Here is a 17,394-nt window from a genome sequence, read left to right as displayed (position 1 = left end):
GTCCCGGCTTCTACAGGCCGCGGCGCCGCTTGACCCTGCGGGGCCGGTGCCCAACATTGCCCTGGCTTTCGTCATTCATCCACGCAGCTTCCCGGAAAACCATGTCAGCCCTGTTCGAGCCGCTTACGCTTCGCTCCGTCACCTTGCCCAACCGCATCGTGCTGTCGCCGATGTGCCAATACAGCGCCGTCGACGGCGCGCCGACCGACTGGCACCGCATCCATCTCGGCCGCTATGCCGCCGCCGGTCTCGGCCTGATCATCGCCGAGGCGACCCATGTCAGCGCGCGCGGCCGCATCACGCCGGGCTGCCTCGGTCTCTATAACGCGGTGCACGAGGCCGGCCTGGGCGCCATCGCGGCCGATCTGAAGGCGTTCGGCCGCTCGCCCTTCGGCATTCAGCTGGCCCATGCCGGCCGCAAGGCCTCGTCCGATCTGCCCTGGCGCGGCGGCAAGTCGCTGGAAGGGCCGTCCGCCTGGCCGACCGAGGCGCCGAGCGCCCTGCCGCATGGCGAGGGCTGGCATACGCCGGCGGCGCTGGACGAGGAGGGCATCGCCCGCATCGTCCGCGACTTCGCCGAAGCCGCGCAGCGCGCCGACCGCGCCGGCGTCGATGTGATCGAACTGCATGGCGCGCATGGCTACCTGATGCATCAGTTCCTTTCGCCGATCTCCAACCGGCGCAACGATTCCTACGGCGGCTCGCTGGAGAACCGCATGCGCTTTCCGCTGGAAGTTTTCGATGCGGTGCGCGCGGCCTGGCCGCAGCACAAGCCGCTCGGCATCCGCATCACCGGCAGCGACTGGATGGGCAGCGCCGGCCTGCAGATCGAGGATGCGAAAATCTTCGCCGCGGCGCTGAAGGAGCGCGGCTGCGATTTCGTCGATGTCAGCTCCGGCGGCATCTCGCTGCAGCAGAAGATCGTCACCGGCCCCGGCTATCAGGTGCATTTCGCCGAGGCGGTGAAGCAGGCCACCGGCATGGTGACGATGGCGGTCGGCCTGATCACCGAGCCGCAGCAGGCCGAAGAAATCGTCCGCGAGGGCCGCGCCGATCTGGTGGCGATGGCGCGGGCGCTGCTGAACGATCCTTTCTGGGCCTGGCGCGCAGCGGATGAGCTGGGCGCCGATGTCCATGTCCCGCCGCAATATCTGCGCGGCCGCCAGCGCGGCGTCGATACGCCGCGCGAGCTGGCGCTCAAGGCGGTGCGCTGATCAGCCGGCCCGCAGCTTGGCGCGGGTTTCCGCCTCAAGCTGCGTTTGCGCCGTCTCGAATGCGGCTCTCCAGCTGCAGCATGAACGCGTCGCGCTTCAGGCCCGCCGGGATCAGCGGCAGCATGGGCGGCGCGCAGCAACGCCTTCAACGCCTTCGCGCCGCCATCCTCGGCGCGATGCTGATGACCGGGCAACTAGGGCTCAACCGCCGAAGATCATCCGGTGTCCCTTGGCAGTATCCATATATTCCCGCACCCGCCGGATCAGGCCGTCCTGCAATTCGAAGATGAAGCAATAGTCGTTCTCGTAAGGACGGCCATCGGCCAGCACGGCGGTCATGCGCTCCTCGACAATGACAATGTCGCCCGCGGCATGGATGCCCTTGAAGTCGATTTTGATCTCGCCGAACAGCCGGCGCAGTTCTGTGCCGATGAATTGGCCAATTTGCTGCGGTCCTTTCATGTGATCGGTGAGTTCGAGTGCCAGCGCAGTGGCATTGCCCTTTGGCGCGATCCACTCGGCATCCTCGGCAAAGCAGGCGGCGATCTGCGCCGGATCGCGGCTGGCGAAGGCCTTCCAGGCGGCGATGACGCGTTCGGTGTTGGTCATGTCATGCCTCCATATGCGCTTGCTCATGCGCCAGCAGCCAGCGCTTGCGTTCGATGCCGCCGCCATAGCCGGTCAGCGACCCGTCGGCGCCGATCACGCGATGGCACGGGATGACGATGGCGATGGGATTGGCGCCGTTGGCCAGCCCGACGGCCCGCGCCGCCGTCGGCTGCTGCAGCTTTGCGGCCAGCGCGCCGTAATGCGTCGTCCGCCCCGGCGCGATCCGCCGCAGCGCCGACCAGACCCGGTTCTGGAATTCGGTGCCGCCGGCGGCGCAAGCCAGATCGGCAAGGGCGGCAAGGTCGCCGGCGAAATAGCGCAGCAGGGCTCTGGCCGCCGCTGATCGAACCGCTGCTGCGGTCAGGGATGCCATATCCAGGCCGTGATATCGGCGCAGCAGACGCCGCATGCGTTCAGCGTGGTCTTCCCAGTCCACGGCGGATAGGCGGCCGGCATTATCGCTGACGATCAGCATCCGGCCGGTCGGAGTGTCGAGGCGTTCCATCGTGAAGTGTTGCATGCGGCCACCATGCCGCGGTGCGCCGTCTGCCGCTGGCGGTTTTCGGACGTTACTGTCGCTGCGGCCAAATCCGGAATGATGATGTCCGAAAACCGCTAGACCGGCTGTCTGCACCGGATCAGTATCGCGGCATGGATCTTGATCATGCCGCCTGCTACCGCGCGGTCAGCCGCCGCGACGCCCGCTTCGATGGCCGCTTCTTCATCGCCGTGAAGACGACCGGCATCTATTGCCGCCCGATCTGTCCGGCGCGCACGCCGCTCGCCAGGAACGTCGTTTTCTTCACGAGCGCAGCGGCGGCGCAGGAAGCGGGTTTCCGGCCCTGTCTGCGCTGCCGGCCGGAAGCCGCGCCCGAGCTCGGCGCCTGGCGTGGTACCTGGAACAGTGTCTCTCGCGCATTGGCGCTGATCGAGCTCGGCGCGCTCGATGAGGCGGATGTCGAGGCGCTGGCGAACCGGCTGGGTATCGGCGAGCGGCAATTGCGCCGGCTGTTCCAGCAGCATCTCGGTGTTGCGCCGATCGCCGTGGCGCAGGCGCGGCGCATTCACCTTGCCAAGCAATTGATCGCCGAAACCGCCTTGCCGATGACCGAGATTGCCTATGCCGCCGGCTTCGGCAGCATCCGCCGCTTCAACGAATGCTTCCAGCGCATGTTCAAGCGCGCGCCCAGCGAATTGCGCAGGAGGCGCAACCTCGAAATCGCCGCCGCCGGCCCGCGCGGCGAGATCGTGCTGCTGCTGCGCTATCAGCCGCCTTATGATTGGCCTGCGATGCTGGATTTCCTGCGCGCCCGCGCCGTTCCCGGCATCGAGACCGTCAGCGGCGAGACCTACGCGCGCAGCATCCATCTGGACGGCGAATTCGGCACCGTCCATGTCCGTCCGGCCTCCATGCATCCGGGTTCTGCCAATGCGCTGCAGGCGACGGTCCGCTTCCCCAAGCTTTCGGCCCTGCCGGCGATCATTGCCCGGCTGCGACGCGTCTTCGATCTTGGCGCCGATCTCGCCGCGATCAATGCGCATCTGGCGCAGGATCCGTTGCTGGCGCCGCTGATCAAGGCGCGGCCGGGCCTGCGCGTGCCCGGCGCTTGGGACGGTTTCGAGCTGGCGATCCGCGCGGTGCTGGGTCAGCAGATCACCGTGCCCGCGGCGATCCGCCTGGCCGGACGGCTGGTCGCCAGCTATGGCCAGGCCTTGCCCGAGCCGGATGGCCCGTTGACGCATGCCTTTCCGTTGCCGCGGGCGATGGCCGGTGCAGACCTCACTATGCTTGGCATGCCGCGCAGTCGCGCGGCGACGTTGTCCGCCGTGGCCGCTGCGGTGCTCACCGATCCGGACCTGCTCAGCACCGGCCGCGAATTGGACGAGGCCGTCGCCAAGCTGCGCGGCATCTGGGGTATCGGCGAATGGACGGCACAGTACATCGCTTTACGCCAGCTGCGCGAACCCGACGCGTTTCCCGCCGCCGATATCGGCCTGTTGCGCGCGTTGGAAGATGCCGAAGGCCGCCGCCCCAGCGCCGAAGCGCTACTCAGGCGCGCGGAAGCCTGGCGTCCCTGGCGGGCTTACGCGGCGCAGCATCTCTGGGCAGCGGGTGCTGCGCAGCTTGCCGCCAAGCCGGAGCGGCTCGCGGCCTAAAGCACCGCCGCTTAAAGCGCCGCCCGCGTCTCCGCCTCAAGCTGCGCCTGCGCCGTCTCGATGCGGCTCTCCAGCTCCTGCATGAACGCGTCGCGCTTCAGGCCCGGCGGGATGGCGGGCAGGAAGCGCAGCACGATCCGCCCCGGCGGACGCTTCAGGCCGTGCTTGGGCCAGAAGAAGCCGGAATTCACCGCCGCCGGCACGACCGGGATTTTCAGCTCGCGATACAGCGCCGCGACGCCGGGTTGATAAGGCAGGCTCTGGCCGGGCAGGGTGCGGGTGCCCTGCGGGAAGATGATCAGCTTGCGGCCGTGCCGCGCCGCCGTCTGGGCATCGCGCAGCATCGTCTTCAGGGCTTTGGCGCCGCCTTCGCGGTCGACCGCGATCATCCCCTGCGCGCGGCAGAGCCAGCCGTAGATCGGCACGCGCAGCAATTCCTGCTTCATCACCACCGCCGGCCAGCGGAAGATGCCGAGCACGATGGCGGTATCCCACAGCGACTGATGCTTGGCCGCGATCATCGCCGCGCCGGGCGGCACGTGCTCCAGGCCCTCGATGACGCAATCGATGCCGGCGATGCTTTTAAGCAGCCAGTTGATGCTGCGCGACCAGAATTGCCCCACGCTGACGATCTGCTGCGGCTTGTTCAGCGCAAGCGGGATCAGGCTGTAGAGCGCCACCAGCGTGCTCCAGCCGTAAAAGGCCGCCATGAACAGCAGCGAGCGCAGCCAGATCGCCGCCGTCTTCACTTGCTGGCCCCCTGCAGTTCCTTCCGCCCCGGTATGTCCTCGCGCATCGGCATTTCCTCGCGCACCGGCGGCTGGTCGTCGTTGCCGAGCGCGACCGCGATCAGATGGTCGAGCCGGGCGCGCGCCAGCGCCGCGACATATTTGCTGTATTCGCCGAGCAGGAACATGGCGTTGGCGGAGTGGCGCCACCAATCCTCCACCCGCATGCTGTCCGAGCGCACGGGATGGGCGATGATCGTCACGGCGGGCAGGCGGCGGTGGAATTCCGCCAGGCTGCGCAGCATGTGGTAATTCGCCGTCACCAGCCGGATCGAGCGGAAATGATGCTGCGATACCCAGTTCGAGGCTTCGACGGCGTTGCCGGCGGTATCGGCGGCTTCGAAGCCGAGATCGACGCAGCATTCGAACAGAAGCTGCAGGTCGATGCCCTCCCAGTTGGTCGAAGCCTGCGCCGCATCCGGCATGCTGGGCAGCACGGCCTGCATCAGCGATGCCCGGTTGGCCGTCGGGCTGACGCCGGTGATCAACAGCCGCTCGGCCTTGTTCTCGTTCAGCAGCCGCAGGGCGGTCGGCAGGCGGGCGGCGCCGCCGGTCAGTACGACGATCGCATCGGTGCGCTGATCGCCCGGATCGGGAATGCTCTCGACCTGCTCGAAATAGACCAGCGCGCCGCCGAGCCAGAGCAGCACCAGCACCAGGACGGCGGCAAGCCAGCGCCTGATGCGTTTCGTCAGGGGGGTGGTGGTGCGGGTGCGGCGCGCCATCACGGCTCCTTCGCTTGCGTCTTCGAGGTTTGCCTCGCCAGCAGGTGCTCGATCGCGTCGTTCAGGTCTTCGGCCACCGCGACCGGCAGCACCTCCGGCGGAATGCCCCTGGCCTGGCTTTCGCGGCCCTTGCCGGTGCGGACCAGGATGCGGCGGCAGCCGGCGGCGACGGCGGCCTGCAGGTCGGTGATGTTGTCGCCGATGAAGACGGTCTCCTCCGGCCCGATGCGGAATTGCGCCATCGCCTCGCGCAGCATGCCGGGGCCGGGCTTGCGCCGCTCGCTCGCCGCCCAGGGCGGATCGGGCGCGTGCAGGATGGCGTCGAGCCGCGCGCCGCGCGCCGCCAGGCGTTCGCGCAGATGACGGTGGATCAGCGCCAGCCGCGCCTCGTCGATGATGCCCTTGCCGATGCAGGCCTGGTTGGTGCAGACCGCCACCGGCCAGCCGAGCGCGTTCATGCGCGCGACCGCCTCTGCCGCGCCGGGAATCAGCACCAGCTCGTCGGGCGTCTTGACATAGTCTTCGCGGTCCTCGTTCAGCACGCCGTCGCGGTCGAGCAGGATCAGCATGGCGCCACCCTTACAGCATCGCGCGCAGATCGCCCAGTACGGCGCTGCGGGCGGTGACGATGGCAAGCGCCGTGGCGGCCGCCGGCAGCACCAGCAGGGCCAGCCAATGCCACCAGGCCAGGGCAAGGCCGGGCAGCAGCCCGGTGCCGACGCGGCTGGCCAGCAACTGGATCGCCAGCAGCGTGAGGATCGCCAGGGCGGCGCCGACGATGCCGCCGCGCAGGGCCTGGCGCGCGACATGGCGCTGGAATTCGCGGGCGATATAGCCGTCCTCGGCGCCGATCAGGTGCAGCAGCTCGATCGTGTCGCGCCGGGCCGCCAGGCCGGCGCGGGTGGCGAAGATCACCATCGCCGCCGCCGCCAGGCCGACCAGCACGACGATGCCGCCGCCCAGGCTCTGCAGCAGGCGGCCGAGCTGGATCAGGCGGTCGAGCCAGGGCTTCGGATCGTCCAGGTGCGCGCCCGGCACGGCGGCCTGAAGCCTGGCGTCCAGGGCCGCCGCCGAAACCGGCGCATTCTCGGCCAGGGTGACATCGATCAGGCCGGGCAGGGGCAGGTCGCCCTGCAGGGCATCGGCGCCGAGCCAGGGCTTGAGCAGGGCTTCGACCGCCGCGCGCGGCATCGGCTCGGCCGCCTGCACGCCGGGAATCTCGCGCAGCACCTGCAGCGCCTTCGCCATGCGCGGCGCCATCGGCTGGCCCGGCCGGTCGGCGATCTGCACCGTCAGCTTGGACGAAACGCCGCGCCGCCAGCCCTCGATGGTGCCGTCCAGGGCCAGGGCGCCGGCCAGGGCCAGGGCGGCGAGAAAGACCATCACCGCCAGCGCCCAGGGCAGGAAGCGGCCCGAACGGTCGGCATCGAGCTGCAATGCCGAGGCCTGCCGCGAAGGCTTTTTCCGCGCCGCGCTCGTCTGCCTGGGGCTCATGCCGCATTCCTCTCGATGGCGACCCGGCCCTGGCGCAGCCGCATCACCGGGAATTTGAAGCGCTGCAGCAGATGCGTATCGTGGGTCGCCAGCACGACGGCGGTACCGAGCTTGTTCAGCTCGACGAAGAGATACATCAGCCGCTGCGCCATCTCGGGATCGACGTTGCCGGTCGGCTCGTCGGCGAGCAGCAGGCTGGGCCGCGCGATGATGGCGCGCGCGATCGCCACGCGCTGCTTCTCGCCGCCGGACAGGGTCGCCGGCCGGGCGTCCAGCTTGTCGCCCAGCCCCACCCAGGTCAGCAGCTCGACGACATGATCGCGCGTGCGCTTTTCGTCGGCGCCGGCGATGCGCAGGGGCAGCGCGACATTGTCCAGCGCGGTCAGGTGGTCGAGCAGGCGGAAATCCTGGAAGACGACGCCGATGCGCCGGCGCAGCATCGGCAGGGCGGCGCGGCTGGCGGTCGAGACGTCCTGGCCGAACATGGTGATCAGGCCGCGGCTCGGCCGGCGCGCCAGGTAGAGCAGCTTGAGCAGCGAGGTCTTGCCGGCGCCGCTCGGCCCGGCGAGGAAATGGAAGGAGTTCGGCGCCAGCTCGAAGCTGACGTCGCGCAAAACCTCCGGCCCCGGACCATACCGCATGCCGACGTTCTGAAAACGCACCACGCCGATCACTCCCAATGCCAACCGCGCCAATACCTTGCAGGCATGCAGCCTTGCTTCGGCGGCCCCGTCCGTCCTATAAGGGAAAGACTCCGGAAACGCAAAAGGGCCAGTTCTTCAGGCATGATCCTTACCTGTCCCAACTGCGCGACCCGGTTTTTTGTGGAGACCGACGTCTTCGGCGCGACGGAGCGGAAAGTCCGCTGCTCGCGCTGCCGTCATATCTGGTTGCAGGAGCCGCTGCCCGAGGATTGGGAGCCGCCGGCCCCCCCGTCAGCCGCTCCACAGGCCAAGCCGGCAGCGACCTCGTTCCGTTCCAGCCGATCCGGGCCCAACGCGCCCGGCCCCGGTTCGCCTGACCCCGAGTCGGGCCCGGATGCTCCCATGGCGCCTCCGATGGCCCCTCCGATGGCCGCGCCGCCGCCGCCACCGCCGCCGAGGCTCGATTCGCTGCCCGAGCCGCCGCTGCCCGACATGGGGCCGCCGCATATCCGGGGTTTCGACGACGACGATGACGACCTGCTGCTGGACAAGGACCGGCCGCCGCTGCATCCGCCGCTCGACGAGCCGCCGCTGACCGCCGAGGAGGAAGATCCCGATGCGGTGCTGCTGCGCCGCCGCGAAAGGCTGGCGCAGGCCGGGGTGCAGCGGCCGCCGGGCCGGGCGCAGAAGAAGCGCTCATGGGCCTGGGTCGGCTGGCTGCTGCTGCTGGCGCTGCTGGGCGCGCTGCTCGGCGGCGGCTATCAGAAGCGCGCCGAGATCGTCGCCTTCTACCCGCCGATCGCCATGCTCTACGAACAGCTCGGCATTCCGGTCGAGACCGCCGAATGGCTCGGGCTGGAGCTGCACAACCTGAAATCCTCCACCGTGCTGGATGGCGGTCAGACCAAGATCGCCGTCTCCGGCGAGGTCGCCAATGTCGGCGAGGAGGAGCGTCATCTGCCGGCGATCCGCGTCAGCATGCGCGGCGCCGACGGCAAGGAACTGGCGGTCTATACGGTGCCGCTCGATCAGCCGCAGCTCGCCGCCAAGGACAAGCTGGCCTTCGATTTCAAGCTGCCGGCGCCGAAAGAGGACGTTACCGACCTCGAGGTCGCCTTCGCCGCCGGCGCCAAGCCCGGCCCCTAGCTCCCGTCCGTTTGGGGGCCCGTCCATGAACCTGGCGGCCGCCCGCCTGCGCGATTTCGCGATTCCGCCGCTGCCGCTTCGATGCTAGGGTCGGGGAACGGTTGTGCCTGCACGGCCGTTCCAGAGCTGAGACAGAAGGATCGGCCGCCCGCGGCAGAAAAGCCGGCAATCCAGGCGGCCATCGGCGAGGGGCGTGATGGCGCGGATTCTGGTCGCGGAAGACGATGTGCCAATGCGGGAATTCATCCGCCGGGTGCTGCAGGCCCGCGGCCATGAGGTCGTCGCCGTCGGCGACGGCGCCGAAGCGCTGGTCAGGCTCGGCCGCGACAGCTTCGATCTGCTGCTCGCCGATATCAGCATGCCCAACATGGACGGCGTCGAACTTGCGCTGAAGGCGGCGCGCGACTGGCCGCTGCTGCCGGTCATGCTGATGTCGGGCTATGCCGAGCAGCGCAACCGCGCCAGCGGCCTCGATCAGCTCGCCCGCGCCGTGCTGGCCAAGCCGTTTTCCATGACCGATCTCAGCGCGGCGGTCGACGAGGTGCTGGCGGCGCAACAGCAGGTCGGCTGACCGGCGCTAGAAGCCTTGCCGGAGCTGACGGCGCGCGTCAGTCGTTGGCCGGAAGCTGGTTGGCGATTTCCAGCAGATTGCCGTCCGGATCGCGGATATAGACCGACAGGATCGGCCCGGTGGCGCCGGTGCGCCGCACCGGACCTTCGAGGATTTCGGTTCCGCTGGCGCGCAGCCGCGCGATCACCGCCTCCAGCGGCTGGCGCGTAAGGAAGCACAGATCGGCGCTGCCCGGCAGCGGCTGCCGCGCCTTGGGCTCGAACTCCCGGCCGGCCTGGTGCAGGTTGATCTTCTGCCGCCCGAAGGCAAGCGCCACCCGCTCGGTGCCGTCGGCGGTGACGAAGCGTATTTCCCGCATGCCCAGCACGCGTTCGTAGAAGGCGACCGATGCCGCGATATCGCGCACGGTCAGCACCAGATGATCGAGAGATTCAAGCATGGCGGAACCATAACATTGGCCTTGGCCGTCCCGGCAAAGCAAAATCCTCCGCCCGGCGGCGAAAGAAATTCAAGCGGGCGACGGGCGGCTAGAACCGGCGCAGCAGCCGGTTCAGGTAATCCAGTTCGTCCGGATTGCGCTCGCGCTGGCCGGCGCGGCGCTGCAGTTCTTCCAGGATGCGGCGGGCGCGCTCGACCGGGCCGATCTCCGGCACGGCATCGCCGCGCGCATTGTCCTCGTAGCCGCCGAGATTGCGCCCGAACGGATCGCGGTCGGGATTGCGCCGGTTCTGCCGCGCATCGGCCGACGGCGCCTGGCCGTTGGGATTGCCGCGCTGGGCCTGGCGCAGTTCCTCCATGCCCTGACGCATCTGGTCGAGCGCATCGTTCTGCCCCCGCATCGCCTCGCCCGGATCGCCCTGGCGCAAGGCGTCGCGGGCGTCGCGCATCGAGCGGTCGGCGCGGCCGAGCTGATCGGGCAGCGGCATGCCGTTCTCGGCCATGCGGCCCATCATCTCGCCGAGCTGGCGGCGCAACTCCTCCTGGGCGCGCGCATCGCCCTCGTTCTCGCTGCGCGGCTGCTGGCCGCCGCGGCCATATTGCTGGCTGCGGCGGAAGCTGCGATCGAGCAACTGCTGCTGCTTGCGCATCATCTCGCCGAATTCCTGCATCATCTGGCTGCCCGGCATCTGGCCGCGCTGGCCCTGGCGGCCGCGGCCTTCCGGCATGCGCGCCAGCTTGCCGTTCTTGAGCGCATCCAGCATCTGGCGCATCTCTTCCAGCATCTGGCGGGCGGCGTCGCGATCGCCCATGCGCGCCATATCCTCGGCGCGGTCCATCATGTCCTGGAAATCCTCGCTGCTCAGGGCCTGTTCGTTGTCGTCGAGCTCTTCCGGCTGCTCGCCCTGCGCCAGGCGTTCCAGGGCCTCGCGCATCCTCTGATCGAGCAAATCGTTCATCGCCTGACGCAGATCGTTCATCAGTTTCTGGATTTCCTCGTCGTCGGCGTTGCGGTCGATGGCGTCCTGCAGGCGGTCCATCGCCGACTGGAAATTCTTCTCGGCCTGCGAACGCTTGCCGTCTTCGATGCGCAAGGCGGTTTCCCACAGCAGCTGCTGCACCGAGGCGATCGAATCCGGCCGGCGGTCGAGGGCCAGCCGCACCGCCGCCATGCGGATGCCGAGATGGGCGGTGAAATCCTCATGGTAGAGTTCCGGCGCCAGCGTCAGCGCCTTGAGCGCCTGGCTCACGCGCTGCCACTGGCTCGGCCTGAGCGCCAGCTCGCGGCGCTGTTCGACGATCGCCTTGGCCGCCGGATTGGTGAAACGGCGCGCCGGCAGGGTCACCGTCACGGCCTCGCTCCGGCCGGTCTGGCCGATCGCGTCGGTGGCGCTCAGCGTCATCTGCACTTCGAGGCCGGCCCAGGGATGCGCGGTGAGATCGAAACTCTGCTTGTCGGTGATCGCGCCGGCCGCCGCCGGCGGCGCCGGCCAGTCGAAGCTTACCGGCTCCTCGGCGTCCTGCCGGTTCATCTCGACCTGCACCTGCTGCACGCCGTAATCGTCCTCGGCCTTCATCTCCACTTCGAGATTGCCGCGGCGGTCGGTTTTCGGCGTCGCGGCGAAGGCGATCTGCGGCGGCGTGTCGGGCAGGATGCGCAGCGGCCATTCGGCGAAGCTCTTGCTGCGCCGCATCAGCGTCAGCTGCGGCTTTTCGCCCACGCTCTCGTCGAGGGTCAGATCGATCTCCGCATTGCGGTCGTCGATCCGCTTCAAGGCATGCTCCGTGTCGCCAAGCTGCAGGCTGAAGCCGCTCGCCGGTCCCGACAGCCGCAGCTTCAGCACGCTGCCGGTCGGCACATCGAGCGAGGAGGCCTGCATCACCGGCTTGCCGTCGCGGCTCAGGAAGATCGGCGCCCGGCCGGTATAGGCGGGCGGCGTGATCCAGGCATCCATCGTCAGCGTCATTCCCAGCGGCAGGGCGGTGCCGGGGCTTATGGTATCGGCCAGCCGCTCGATGCGGTCCTCGCCCGGGCTGGCCCAGGCGACCACCAGCAGAAGGCCCAGGGCGGCGCGGATGCCCCAGACGTCGCGGCGCCACCAGCCGGCCTGGGGCATGCCGACGCGGATCGCCGCCAGCCGTTCGAGCGCGCGGCGGCGATGCAGGGTCCAGAGCGCGCGGGCGATCGGATCCTGCTGCTCGGCGGCGAGCCGATCGGCGACGGCCTCCAGCGGACGGTGGCTGAGCAGATTGACCAGTTCCAGCCGGCGCATGGCGGCGGCCCGGTCGGGCCAGCGCAGCGTGCGCAGCCCCAGCCACAGCGCCAGCAGGAAGGCGACGGCAAACAGGCCGAGCGCCAGCCAATGCAGCCAGACCGGCAGGAAACGGCCGATATCGAAGCCGGCGAAAATCAGGAAGCCGGCCAGCACCATGCCGGCCGGCATCAGCGCGGGCCAGAAGCGCTCCCAGAACAGGGCGGCGCGGGCAAGGCTCAGGCGTCTCTCCAGCGCCGGCAGCAGGGCCGGCACAGCGGACTCGGTTGCGCTTATCCCTTCGCCTCGCTGCGCCATGTCGGCGGCATCTCCAAAGCGGTCATGTCTTCGATGCTAGGACGCCGGCGGACAATGGCAAATTCCGCGCCCCGCACCAGCACCTCGGGCGCCAATGGCCGCGCGTTGTACATCGACGCCATGGAAGAACTATAGGCCCCAGCCGATAGAATGGCGAGAAATTCTCCGTGTTTCACCGGCGGCATCGGCCGCGCTTCGGCGAAGGTGTCGCCGGTTTCGCAAACCGGGCCGACGATGTCGACCGGCGCCAGCGCTGCGTCGGAATTCGGCGCTTTTACAGGCAGGATGCGATGGAAGGCTTCGTACATCGCCGGCCGGACCAGGTCGTTCATGCCGGCATCGAGGATCAGGAAAGTTTTCTCTTCCGCGCGTTTCACAAAATTGACGCGCGTCAGTAACAGCCCGGCATTGCCGACGAGATAGCGCCCCGGCTCCAGCGCGATCTCGCAATTCAGCGGCGCGATATAGCGGCGCAGCAGCGCGGCGTAATCGGCGGCATCCGGCGCGGTTTCGTCGTCATAGCGGATGCCGAGGCCGCCGCCGAGATCGACGCGGCGGATGTCGTGGCCGGCGGCGCGCAACTCGCCGACCAGCTCGGCGATCAGCTGGAAGGTCTGCTCGAAGGGCGCAAGCTCGAGCAGCTGGCTGCCGATATGCACATGCACGCCGGTGACCTTCAGGCCGGGCAGCCTGGCCGCTTCGGCATAGACTTCGAGCGCGCGGCGATAGGAAATGCCGAACTTGTTCTCCGCCTTGCCGGTGGTGATCTTCTTGTGCGTCTTGGCGTCGACATCGGGATTGATGCGCAGCGCCACCGGCGCCCGCACGCCGAGGCTGCTGGCGACTTCCGACAGCAGATGCAGCTCGGGCTCGGATTCGACATTGAACTGCGCGATCCCGGTATTGCCGGCCTTCAGCGCCAGCATCATTTCCTCGCGCGTCTTGCCGACCCCGGCGAAGATGATCTTCGACGGCGCGATCCCGGCCTTCATCGCCAGTTGCAATTCGCCGCCCGAGACCACGTCGGCGCCGGCGCCCAGGCTGCCGAGGTGGCGCAGCAGGGCGAGATTGGCATTCGCCTTCGTCGCATAGGCGATCAGCACCGGCATGTCGGCGCAGGCCTTGGCCAGGCTTTCGTAGCGGTCGGTCAGCGCCGCCGTGCTGTAGACGTAAGCCGGCGTGCCGACCGCTTCGGCAATGCGCGACAGGGGCACCGCTTCGGCGCAGAGTGCGCCGTCGCGATAGGCGAACCAGGGCAGACCGGTCATCGGAGACTCATGTCAATAGTAGTGTATGGAGTCGGAGCGCGACGGCACATGGGCCGGATTGGGGATCGCGTCGGACGGATAGGCGGGATAGTCCTTGCGGCCGCAGGCGGCGAGCGTGAGCAGAATGAACGTCACGGCCAGGCTGAGTTTCGCCATGCCCGCGCCGGCGGACAGCCGGGGCCTCTCCGTCCGGGACCTCTCCGTCCGGAATCTCTCTGTCCGGGGCCGGGATTCGGCCTGCCGGGGCATGACGGTGTGGCGCGTCTTGCGCATCATCTCGCCTCCCTGGCGATCCGCTTGCGCCAGCGGGCGATCTGCTTCCGCACGTTGGCCGGCGCGGTGCCGCCGTAGGAGACGCGGCTTTTCACCGAATTGTCGACGCCCAGCACGGCGAAGATGTCCCTGGATATGCGCGGCTCGACGCTGCGCATCTCGGCCAGGCTGAGCGCCTCCAGCGGCTTGTTCTGCTGCTCGGCCAGCCGCACGATGCGGCCGGCGACGTGATGGGCGTTGCGGAACGGCATGTTCAGCTTGCGCACGCACCAGTCGGCCAGGTCGGTCGCCGTGGTATAGCCTTCGCCGGCGGCCTCGTGCATCCGCTCGGCATTGGCCTTCAGATCGGCGATCATGCCGGCCATGGCGGCAATGCAGAGTTCGAGGCTGTCGACCGCATCGAAGGTCGGCTCCTTGTCCTCCTGCATGTCCTTGCCGTAGGTCATCGGCAGGCCCTTCATGGTGATCAGAAGCGCGTTGAGGTCGCCGATGATGCGTCCGACCTTGCCGCGCACCAGTTCGGCGGCATCCGGATTGCGCTTCTGCGGCATGATCGACGAGCCGGTGGTGAAGGCATCCGACAGGGAGACGAAGCGGAACTGGGCGGATGTCCAGATCACGATCTCCTCCGCCAGCCGGGACAGATGCACGGCGCAGATCGCGGCGGCCGAGAGGAATTCCAGCGCGTAGTCGCGGTCGGAGACCGCATCGAGCGAATTGGCCATCGGGGCGGCGAAGCCGAGCGCCTTGGCCGTGACCGCGCGGTCGATCGGCAGCGAGGTGCCGGCCAAAGCCGCGGCGCCGAGCGGGCTTTCGTTCATGCGCGCGCGGCAATCCTTCAGGCGCGAGCGGTCGCGCCCGAACATTTCGACATAGGCCAGGAGGTGATGGCCGAAGGTGACCGGCTGGGCCGCCTGCAGATGGGTGAAGCCCGGCATCACGGTGGCGGCGTATTCCTCGGCGCGGGTGAGCAGCTTGTCCTGCAGCTCCTTCAGGCCGGCATCGATGCGGTCGATGGCGTCGCGCACCCAGAGGCGGAAGTCGGTCGCCACCTGGTCGTTGCGCGAGCGCGCGGTATGCAGCCGCCCGGCCGGTTCGCCGATCAGCTCCTTCAGCCGCGCCTCGACATGCATGTGGATGTCTTCCAGCGCCGGGTTTTCCTTCAGCTTGCCGGCCTCGATCTCACGCAGAATTGTCTGCAATCCGCCCGCGATCGCCTTGCCATCGGCGGCGGAAATCAGGCCTTGTTGCACCAGCATGCGGCAATGCGCCAGCGAGCCGGCGATGTCCTGCCTGAACAGGCGCTTGTCGAAGCGGATCGAGGCATTGATCTCGGTCATGATCGCCGCCGGGCCGGCAGCGAAGCGGCCGCCCCACATGGTGTTGGCGGACTTGGCGGGTTGTTTGCCCCGGCGGGCCGGCTTATGTGATGTCTTGCGTGCGGACATGGAAGGTAGAGGAATGATACGGGTTCTGAAGGTTGTCGCGCTGATCTGCTTCGGCTTGGCCACGGTGCTCGCGCTTTCGGAAGGCGGCGCGTTCGCGGCCCGGCTTCCGCTCAGCGGCGATATGCGCAAACTTACCCTCTCGTATGACCGGAAGCCAGTCGCCGATGTCGAATTCCGCGACGAAAACGACCGGCCGGTGACGCTGGAGGCCTTCCGCGGCAAGGTGATCGCGCTCAATCTCTGGGCCTCCTGGTGCGTGCCCTGCCGCGAGGAGATGCCGGCCCTCAACAAGCTGCAGGCCGAGCGCGGCGGCAAGGATTTCGCGGTGATCGCCGTGGCGCAGGACCGCTCCGGCCGCGCGAAGGTGGAGAAGTTCCTCGCCGAAGTCGGCGCCGACAAGATCGTGCCCTATCTGGATACCAGCATGAAATCGGGGCGCAGCTGGGGCGCCGTCGGCCTGCCGACCACCATTTTGATCGACCGCCAGGGCCGCGAGGTCGGCCGCCTCCTCGGCGGCGCCGACTGGGCCTCGCCGGCCGCGCTGGAACTGATCGATGCGCTGATCAACGAACCGCAGACCGCGGCGAAGTAGAAGACGCCGTTACGTGCCCGCCATGCCGCGAAGGCGGGCATCCAGGACCGCCGCCCGAGGCTTTGTCCGCTGGGCTCCCGCCAAGGAAAACCCTCTGCGCGGGAGCGGCCTAGGGCGACCTGAGTATCGTCATGCCCGCCTTCGCGGGCATCCAAGAGCGACGTTTCTGGGCCAGGGAAATAGTTTAGCGGAGCAAGTCTTCGTAGAGATCGCGCCACTACGGATTGCTCATCCTCGATGAGCCGCAGTTTGCACGCCCTGCGCCATTTCTTGAACTGCTTTTTCACGCCGGATCGCCGCCGGCATGGCATCGTGGAATCCCACGTAAACAAGCTGATGAGCGCCGTATTGTTTCGTGAAGCCTTCGTTGGAGGCGGAACGATGTTGCCAGACCCGCTGGACGGCATCGCTGGTCACGCCAATGTAGAGCGTGGCGTTCCGCTGGCTGGCGAGAATGTAGACGCAGGGCCTCACCTGGAGGCAGCGCAGCACATTTTCCCGTCCCGGCTTCACGCCAAGGGGAATCTCCTGCGCAGGAGCGATGCAGGCGACTGAAAAAAGAAAGCCGCGCCTAGCGCGTCGGCGTCGGGTGTTCGCCGCGGTAATCGTAGAAGCCGCGGTTGGTCTTGCGCCCCAGCCAGCCGGCCTCGACGTATTTCACCAGCAGCGGGCAGGGGCGGTATTTGCTGTCGGCCAGGCCCTCGTAGAGCACCTGCATGATCGAGAGGCAGGTATCGAGGCCGATGAAATCGGCAAGCTGCAGCGGGCCCATCGGATGATTGGCGCCGAGCCGCATCGCCGTGTCGATCGCCTCCACCGAGCCGACGCCCTCATAGAGCGTGTAGATCGCCTCGTTGATCATCGGCAGCAGGATGCGGTTGACGATGAAGGCGGGGAAATCCTCCGAATTGGCCGGCTGCTTGCCCAGCTTGATGGTCAGCTCGCGCACCGTGCGGAAGGTTTCCTCGTCGGTGGCGATGCCGCGGATCAGCTCGACCAGCTGCATCACCGGCACCGGGTTCATGAAATGCATGCCCATGAACTTTTCCGGCCGGTCGGTCGCCGAGGCCAGGCGGGTGACCGAGATCGACGAGGTGTTGGTCGCCAGCAGCGCGTCGGGCTTCAGCACCGGGCAGAGATCGGCGAAGATCTTTTTCTTCACCCCCTCGTTCTCGGTCGCCGCCTCGACCACGAAGTCGGTCTGGGCGAAATCCTTCACGTCGGTGGTGGTGCGAATCCGGGCCAGCGCCGCCGCGCTGTCGGCCTCGCTGATCTTGCCGCGGGCGACCTGGCGATGCAGGTTCGTGGTGATCGTCTCGATCGCCTTGCCGAGCTGCTCGGCGTTGATGTCCTGCAAGAGGACTTCGTAGCCCGCCAGCGCACAGACATGGGCGATACCATTGCCCATCTGGCCGGCCCCGATCACCCCAATCGTCTTGATCATACGGATCCCCGGC

19 protein-coding genes and 1 pseudogene are annotated in these 17,394 nt (G+C 68.1%); 6 read left to right on the top strand and 14 right to left on the bottom strand.

Annotated features, from left to right (window positions below; translation table 11 throughout):
* The first annotated feature begins 101 nt into the window (after window positions 1-101).
* Window positions 102-1,214 carry an NADH:flavin oxidoreductase/NADH oxidase gene (locus VF194_RS10565; protein ID WP_330890753.1) on the top strand — a complete coding sequence of 371 codons (1,113 nt, stop codon included), beginning with the start codon at window positions 102-104 and terminating at the stop codon, window positions 1,212-1,214.
* A gap of 201 nt (window positions 1,215-1,415) precedes the next feature.
* Here the strand turns inward: VF194_RS10565 and VF194_RS10560 are convergent, their stop codons facing one another.
* Window positions 1,416-1,823 (bottom strand): nuclear transport factor 2 family protein, encoded by a 408-nt coding sequence (locus VF194_RS10560; RefSeq protein WP_330890751.1) that lies wholly within the window; start codon window positions 1,821-1,823, stop codon window positions 1,416-1,418.
* A 1-nt stretch (window position 1,824) separates the two neighbouring features.
* Entirely contained in the window at window positions 1,825-2,343 is a 519-nt protein-coding gene (locus VF194_RS10555; RefSeq protein ID WP_330890749.1) for a methylated-DNA--[protein]-cysteine S-methyltransferase, read from the bottom strand.
* A 131-nt stretch (window positions 2,344-2,474) separates the two neighbouring features.
* Between VF194_RS10555 and VF194_RS10550 the strand changes: the two genes are divergently transcribed.
* On the top strand, window positions 2,475-3,980 hold the full coding sequence (locus tag VF194_RS10550; RefSeq protein WP_330890747.1) for an AlkA N-terminal domain-containing protein: 1,506 nt from the start codon (window positions 2,475-2,477) through the stop codon (window positions 3,978-3,980).
* Window positions 3,981-3,991: 11 nt separating this feature from the next.
* Here the strand turns inward: VF194_RS10550 and VF194_RS10545 are convergent, their stop codons facing one another.
* The 5 genes from VF194_RS10545 to ftsE are packed head-to-tail and all read right to left on the bottom strand — an operon-like array spanning window position 3,992 to window position 7,652.
* The gene (locus VF194_RS10545) at window positions 3,992-4,729 is read right to left on the bottom strand and encodes a lysophospholipid acyltransferase family protein (protein ID WP_330890745.1); all 738 of its coding nucleotides are present in this window, start codon (window positions 4,727-4,729) and stop codon (window positions 3,992-3,994) included.
* On the bottom strand, window positions 4,726-5,493 hold the full coding sequence (locus tag VF194_RS10540; RefSeq protein ID WP_330890743.1) for a YdcF family protein: 768 nt from the start codon (window positions 5,491-5,493) through the stop codon (window positions 4,726-4,728). The genes VF194_RS10545 and VF194_RS10540 overlap by 4 nt, the downstream gene beginning before the upstream one ends.
* Window positions 5,493-6,062, bottom strand: a complete 570-nt coding sequence (locus VF194_RS10535) for an HAD-IIIA family hydrolase (protein WP_330890742.1) — start codon at window positions 6,060-6,062, stop codon at window positions 5,493-5,495. Before VF194_RS10535 ends, VF194_RS10540 begins: the two co-directional genes overlap by 1 nt.
* Window positions 6,063-6,072: 10 nt before the next feature.
* Window positions 6,073-6,987 (bottom strand): cell division protein FtsX, encoded by a 915-nt coding sequence (locus VF194_RS10530; RefSeq protein WP_330890740.1) that lies wholly within the window; start codon window positions 6,985-6,987, stop codon window positions 6,073-6,075.
* The gene (gene ftsE, locus VF194_RS10525) at window positions 6,984-7,652 is read right to left on the bottom strand and encodes a cell division ATP-binding protein FtsE (protein ID WP_330890738.1); all 669 of its coding nucleotides are present in this window, start codon (window positions 7,650-7,652) and stop codon (window positions 6,984-6,986) included. The genes VF194_RS10530 and ftsE overlap by 4 nt, the downstream gene beginning before the upstream one ends.
* Between ftsE and VF194_RS19810 the strand changes: the two are divergent.
* The 3 genes and pseudogenes from VF194_RS19810 to VF194_RS10515 form a co-directional block, all read left to right on the top strand.
* A pseudogene (locus VF194_RS19810) lies at window positions 7,560-7,865 on the top strand (MJ0042-type zinc finger domain-containing protein); the annotation flags it as partial. The gene ftsE and the pseudogene VF194_RS19810 overlap by 93 nt on opposite strands.
* Before the next feature lie 168 nt (window positions 7,866-8,033).
* Window positions 8,034-8,777: a DUF3426 domain-containing protein gene (locus tag VF194_RS10520; protein ID WP_330890736.1), complete on the top strand. Its 744-nt coding sequence runs from the start codon at window positions 8,034-8,036 to the stop codon at window positions 8,775-8,777.
* A 196-nt stretch (window positions 8,778-8,973) separates the two neighbouring features.
* Entirely contained in the window at window positions 8,974-9,348 is a 375-nt protein-coding gene (locus tag VF194_RS10515; protein WP_330890734.1) for a response regulator, read from the top strand.
* 37 nt (window positions 9,349-9,385) lie between these two features.
* Here the strand turns inward: VF194_RS10515 and VF194_RS10510 are convergent, their stop codons facing one another.
* The 5 genes from VF194_RS10510 to argH form a co-directional block, all read right to left on the bottom strand.
* On the bottom strand, window positions 9,386-9,787 hold the full coding sequence (locus VF194_RS10510) for a VOC family protein (RefSeq protein WP_330890732.1): 402 nt from the start codon (window positions 9,785-9,787) through the stop codon (window positions 9,386-9,388).
* 88 nt (window positions 9,788-9,875) lie between these two features.
* Window positions 9,876-12,356: a TIGR02302 family protein gene (locus VF194_RS10505; protein ID WP_330890730.1), complete on the bottom strand. Its 2,481-nt coding sequence runs from the start codon at window positions 12,354-12,356 to the stop codon at window positions 9,876-9,878.
* Complete coding sequence (gene lysA / locus VF194_RS10500; RefSeq protein ID WP_330890728.1) at window positions 12,332-13,624, bottom strand: diaminopimelate decarboxylase; 1,293 nt, start codon at window positions 13,622-13,624, stop codon at window positions 12,332-12,334. The genes VF194_RS10505 and lysA overlap by 25 nt, the downstream gene beginning before the upstream one ends.
* 12 nt (window positions 13,625-13,636) lie before the next feature.
* Entirely contained in the window at window positions 13,637-13,900 is a 264-nt protein-coding gene (locus VF194_RS10495; RefSeq protein ID WP_330890726.1) for a hypothetical protein, read from the bottom strand.
* The gene (gene argH / locus VF194_RS10490) at window positions 13,897-15,345 is read right to left on the bottom strand and encodes an argininosuccinate lyase (protein ID WP_330890725.1); all 1,449 of its coding nucleotides are present in this window, start codon (window positions 15,343-15,345) and stop codon (window positions 13,897-13,899) included. Before argH ends, VF194_RS10495 begins: the two co-directional genes overlap by 4 nt.
* 13 nt (window positions 15,346-15,358) lie before the next feature.
* On the opposite strand from argH, the gene VF194_RS10485 reads away from it, so the two are divergent.
* Window positions 15,359-15,937 (top strand): TlpA disulfide reductase family protein, encoded by a 579-nt coding sequence (locus VF194_RS10485; protein WP_330890723.1) that lies wholly within the window; start codon window positions 15,359-15,361, stop codon window positions 15,935-15,937.
* Window positions 15,938-16,165: 228 nt separating this feature from the next.
* Here VF194_RS10485 and VF194_RS10480 read toward each other — a convergent pair whose 3' ends face one another.
* A complete protein-coding gene (locus tag VF194_RS10480; RefSeq protein WP_330890721.1) occupies window positions 16,166-16,450 on the bottom strand; it encodes a GIY-YIG nuclease family protein in 285 nt (94 codons plus the stop codon).
* Between the two features lie 58 nt (window positions 16,451-16,508).
* Window positions 16,509-17,381: a 3-hydroxybutyryl-CoA dehydrogenase gene (locus tag VF194_RS10475; RefSeq protein ID WP_330890719.1), complete on the bottom strand. Its 873-nt coding sequence runs from the start codon at window positions 17,379-17,381 to the stop codon at window positions 16,509-16,511.
* Between the last annotated feature and the right edge of the window lie 13 nt (window positions 17,382-17,394).

This window comes from Ferrovibrio sp., assembly GCF_036381655.1.
Lineage (GTDB): Bacteria > Pseudomonadota > Alphaproteobacteria > Ferrovibrionales > Ferrovibrionaceae > Ferrovibrio.
This window is presented reverse-complemented; position numbering and strand designations above follow the sequence as displayed.

What these genes read in the sequence shown, in the direction of transcription:
- lysA (WP_330890728.1), bottom strand. Translation starts at nt 13,624, where the DNA reads ATGACCGGTCTGCCCTGGTTCGCCTATCGCGACGGCGCACTCTGCGCC.
- VF194_RS10540 (WP_330890743.1), bottom strand. Translation starts at nt 5,493, where the DNA reads ATGGCGCGCCGCACCCGCACCACCACCCCCCTGACGAAACGCATCAGG.
- VF194_RS10515 (WP_330890734.1), top strand. Translation starts at nt 8,974, where the DNA reads ATGGCGCGGATTCTGGTCGCGGAAGACGATGTGCCAATGCGGGAATTC.
- VF194_RS10475 (WP_330890719.1), bottom strand. Translation starts at nt 17,381, where the DNA reads ATGATCAAGACGATTGGGGTGATCGGGGCCGGCCAGATGGGCAATGGT.
- VF194_RS10530 (WP_330890740.1), bottom strand. Translation starts at nt 6,987, where the DNA reads ATGAGCCCCAGGCAGACGAGCGCGGCGCGGAAAAAGCCTTCGCGGCAG.
- argH (WP_330890725.1), bottom strand. Translation starts at nt 15,345, where the DNA reads ATGTCCGCACGCAAGACATCACATAAGCCGGCCCGCCGGGGCAAACAA.
- VF194_RS10565 (WP_330890753.1), top strand. Translation starts at nt 102, where the DNA reads ATGTCAGCCCTGTTCGAGCCGCTTACGCTTCGCTCCGTCACCTTGCCC.
- VF194_RS10535 (WP_330890742.1), bottom strand. Translation starts at nt 6,062, where the DNA reads ATGCTGATCCTGCTCGACCGCGACGGCGTGCTGAACGAGGACCGCGAA.
- VF194_RS10550 (WP_330890747.1), top strand. Translation starts at nt 2,475, where the DNA reads ATGGATCTTGATCATGCCGCCTGCTACCGCGCGGTCAGCCGCCGCGAC.
- VF194_RS10495 (WP_330890726.1), bottom strand. Translation starts at nt 13,900, where the DNA reads ATGATGCGCAAGACGCGCCACACCGTCATGCCCCGGCAGGCCGAATCC.
- VF194_RS10560 (WP_330890751.1), bottom strand. Translation starts at nt 1,823, where the DNA reads ATGACCAACACCGAACGCGTCATCGCCGCCTGGAAGGCCTTCGCCAGC.
- VF194_RS10485 (WP_330890723.1), top strand. Translation starts at nt 15,359, where the DNA reads ATGATACGGGTTCTGAAGGTTGTCGCGCTGATCTGCTTCGGCTTGGCC.
- VF194_RS10510 (WP_330890732.1), bottom strand. Translation starts at nt 9,787, where the DNA reads ATGCTTGAATCTCTCGATCATCTGGTGCTGACCGTGCGCGATATCGCG.
- VF194_RS10520 (WP_330890736.1), top strand. Translation starts at nt 8,034, where the DNA reads ATGGCGCCTCCGATGGCCCCTCCGATGGCCGCGCCGCCGCCGCCACCG.
- VF194_RS10555 (WP_330890749.1), bottom strand. Translation starts at nt 2,343, where the DNA reads ATGCAACACTTCACGATGGAACGCCTCGACACTCCGACCGGCCGGATG.
- VF194_RS10505 (WP_330890730.1), bottom strand. Translation starts at nt 12,356, where the DNA reads ATGGCGCAGCGAGGCGAAGGGATAAGCGCAACCGAGTCCGCTGTGCCG.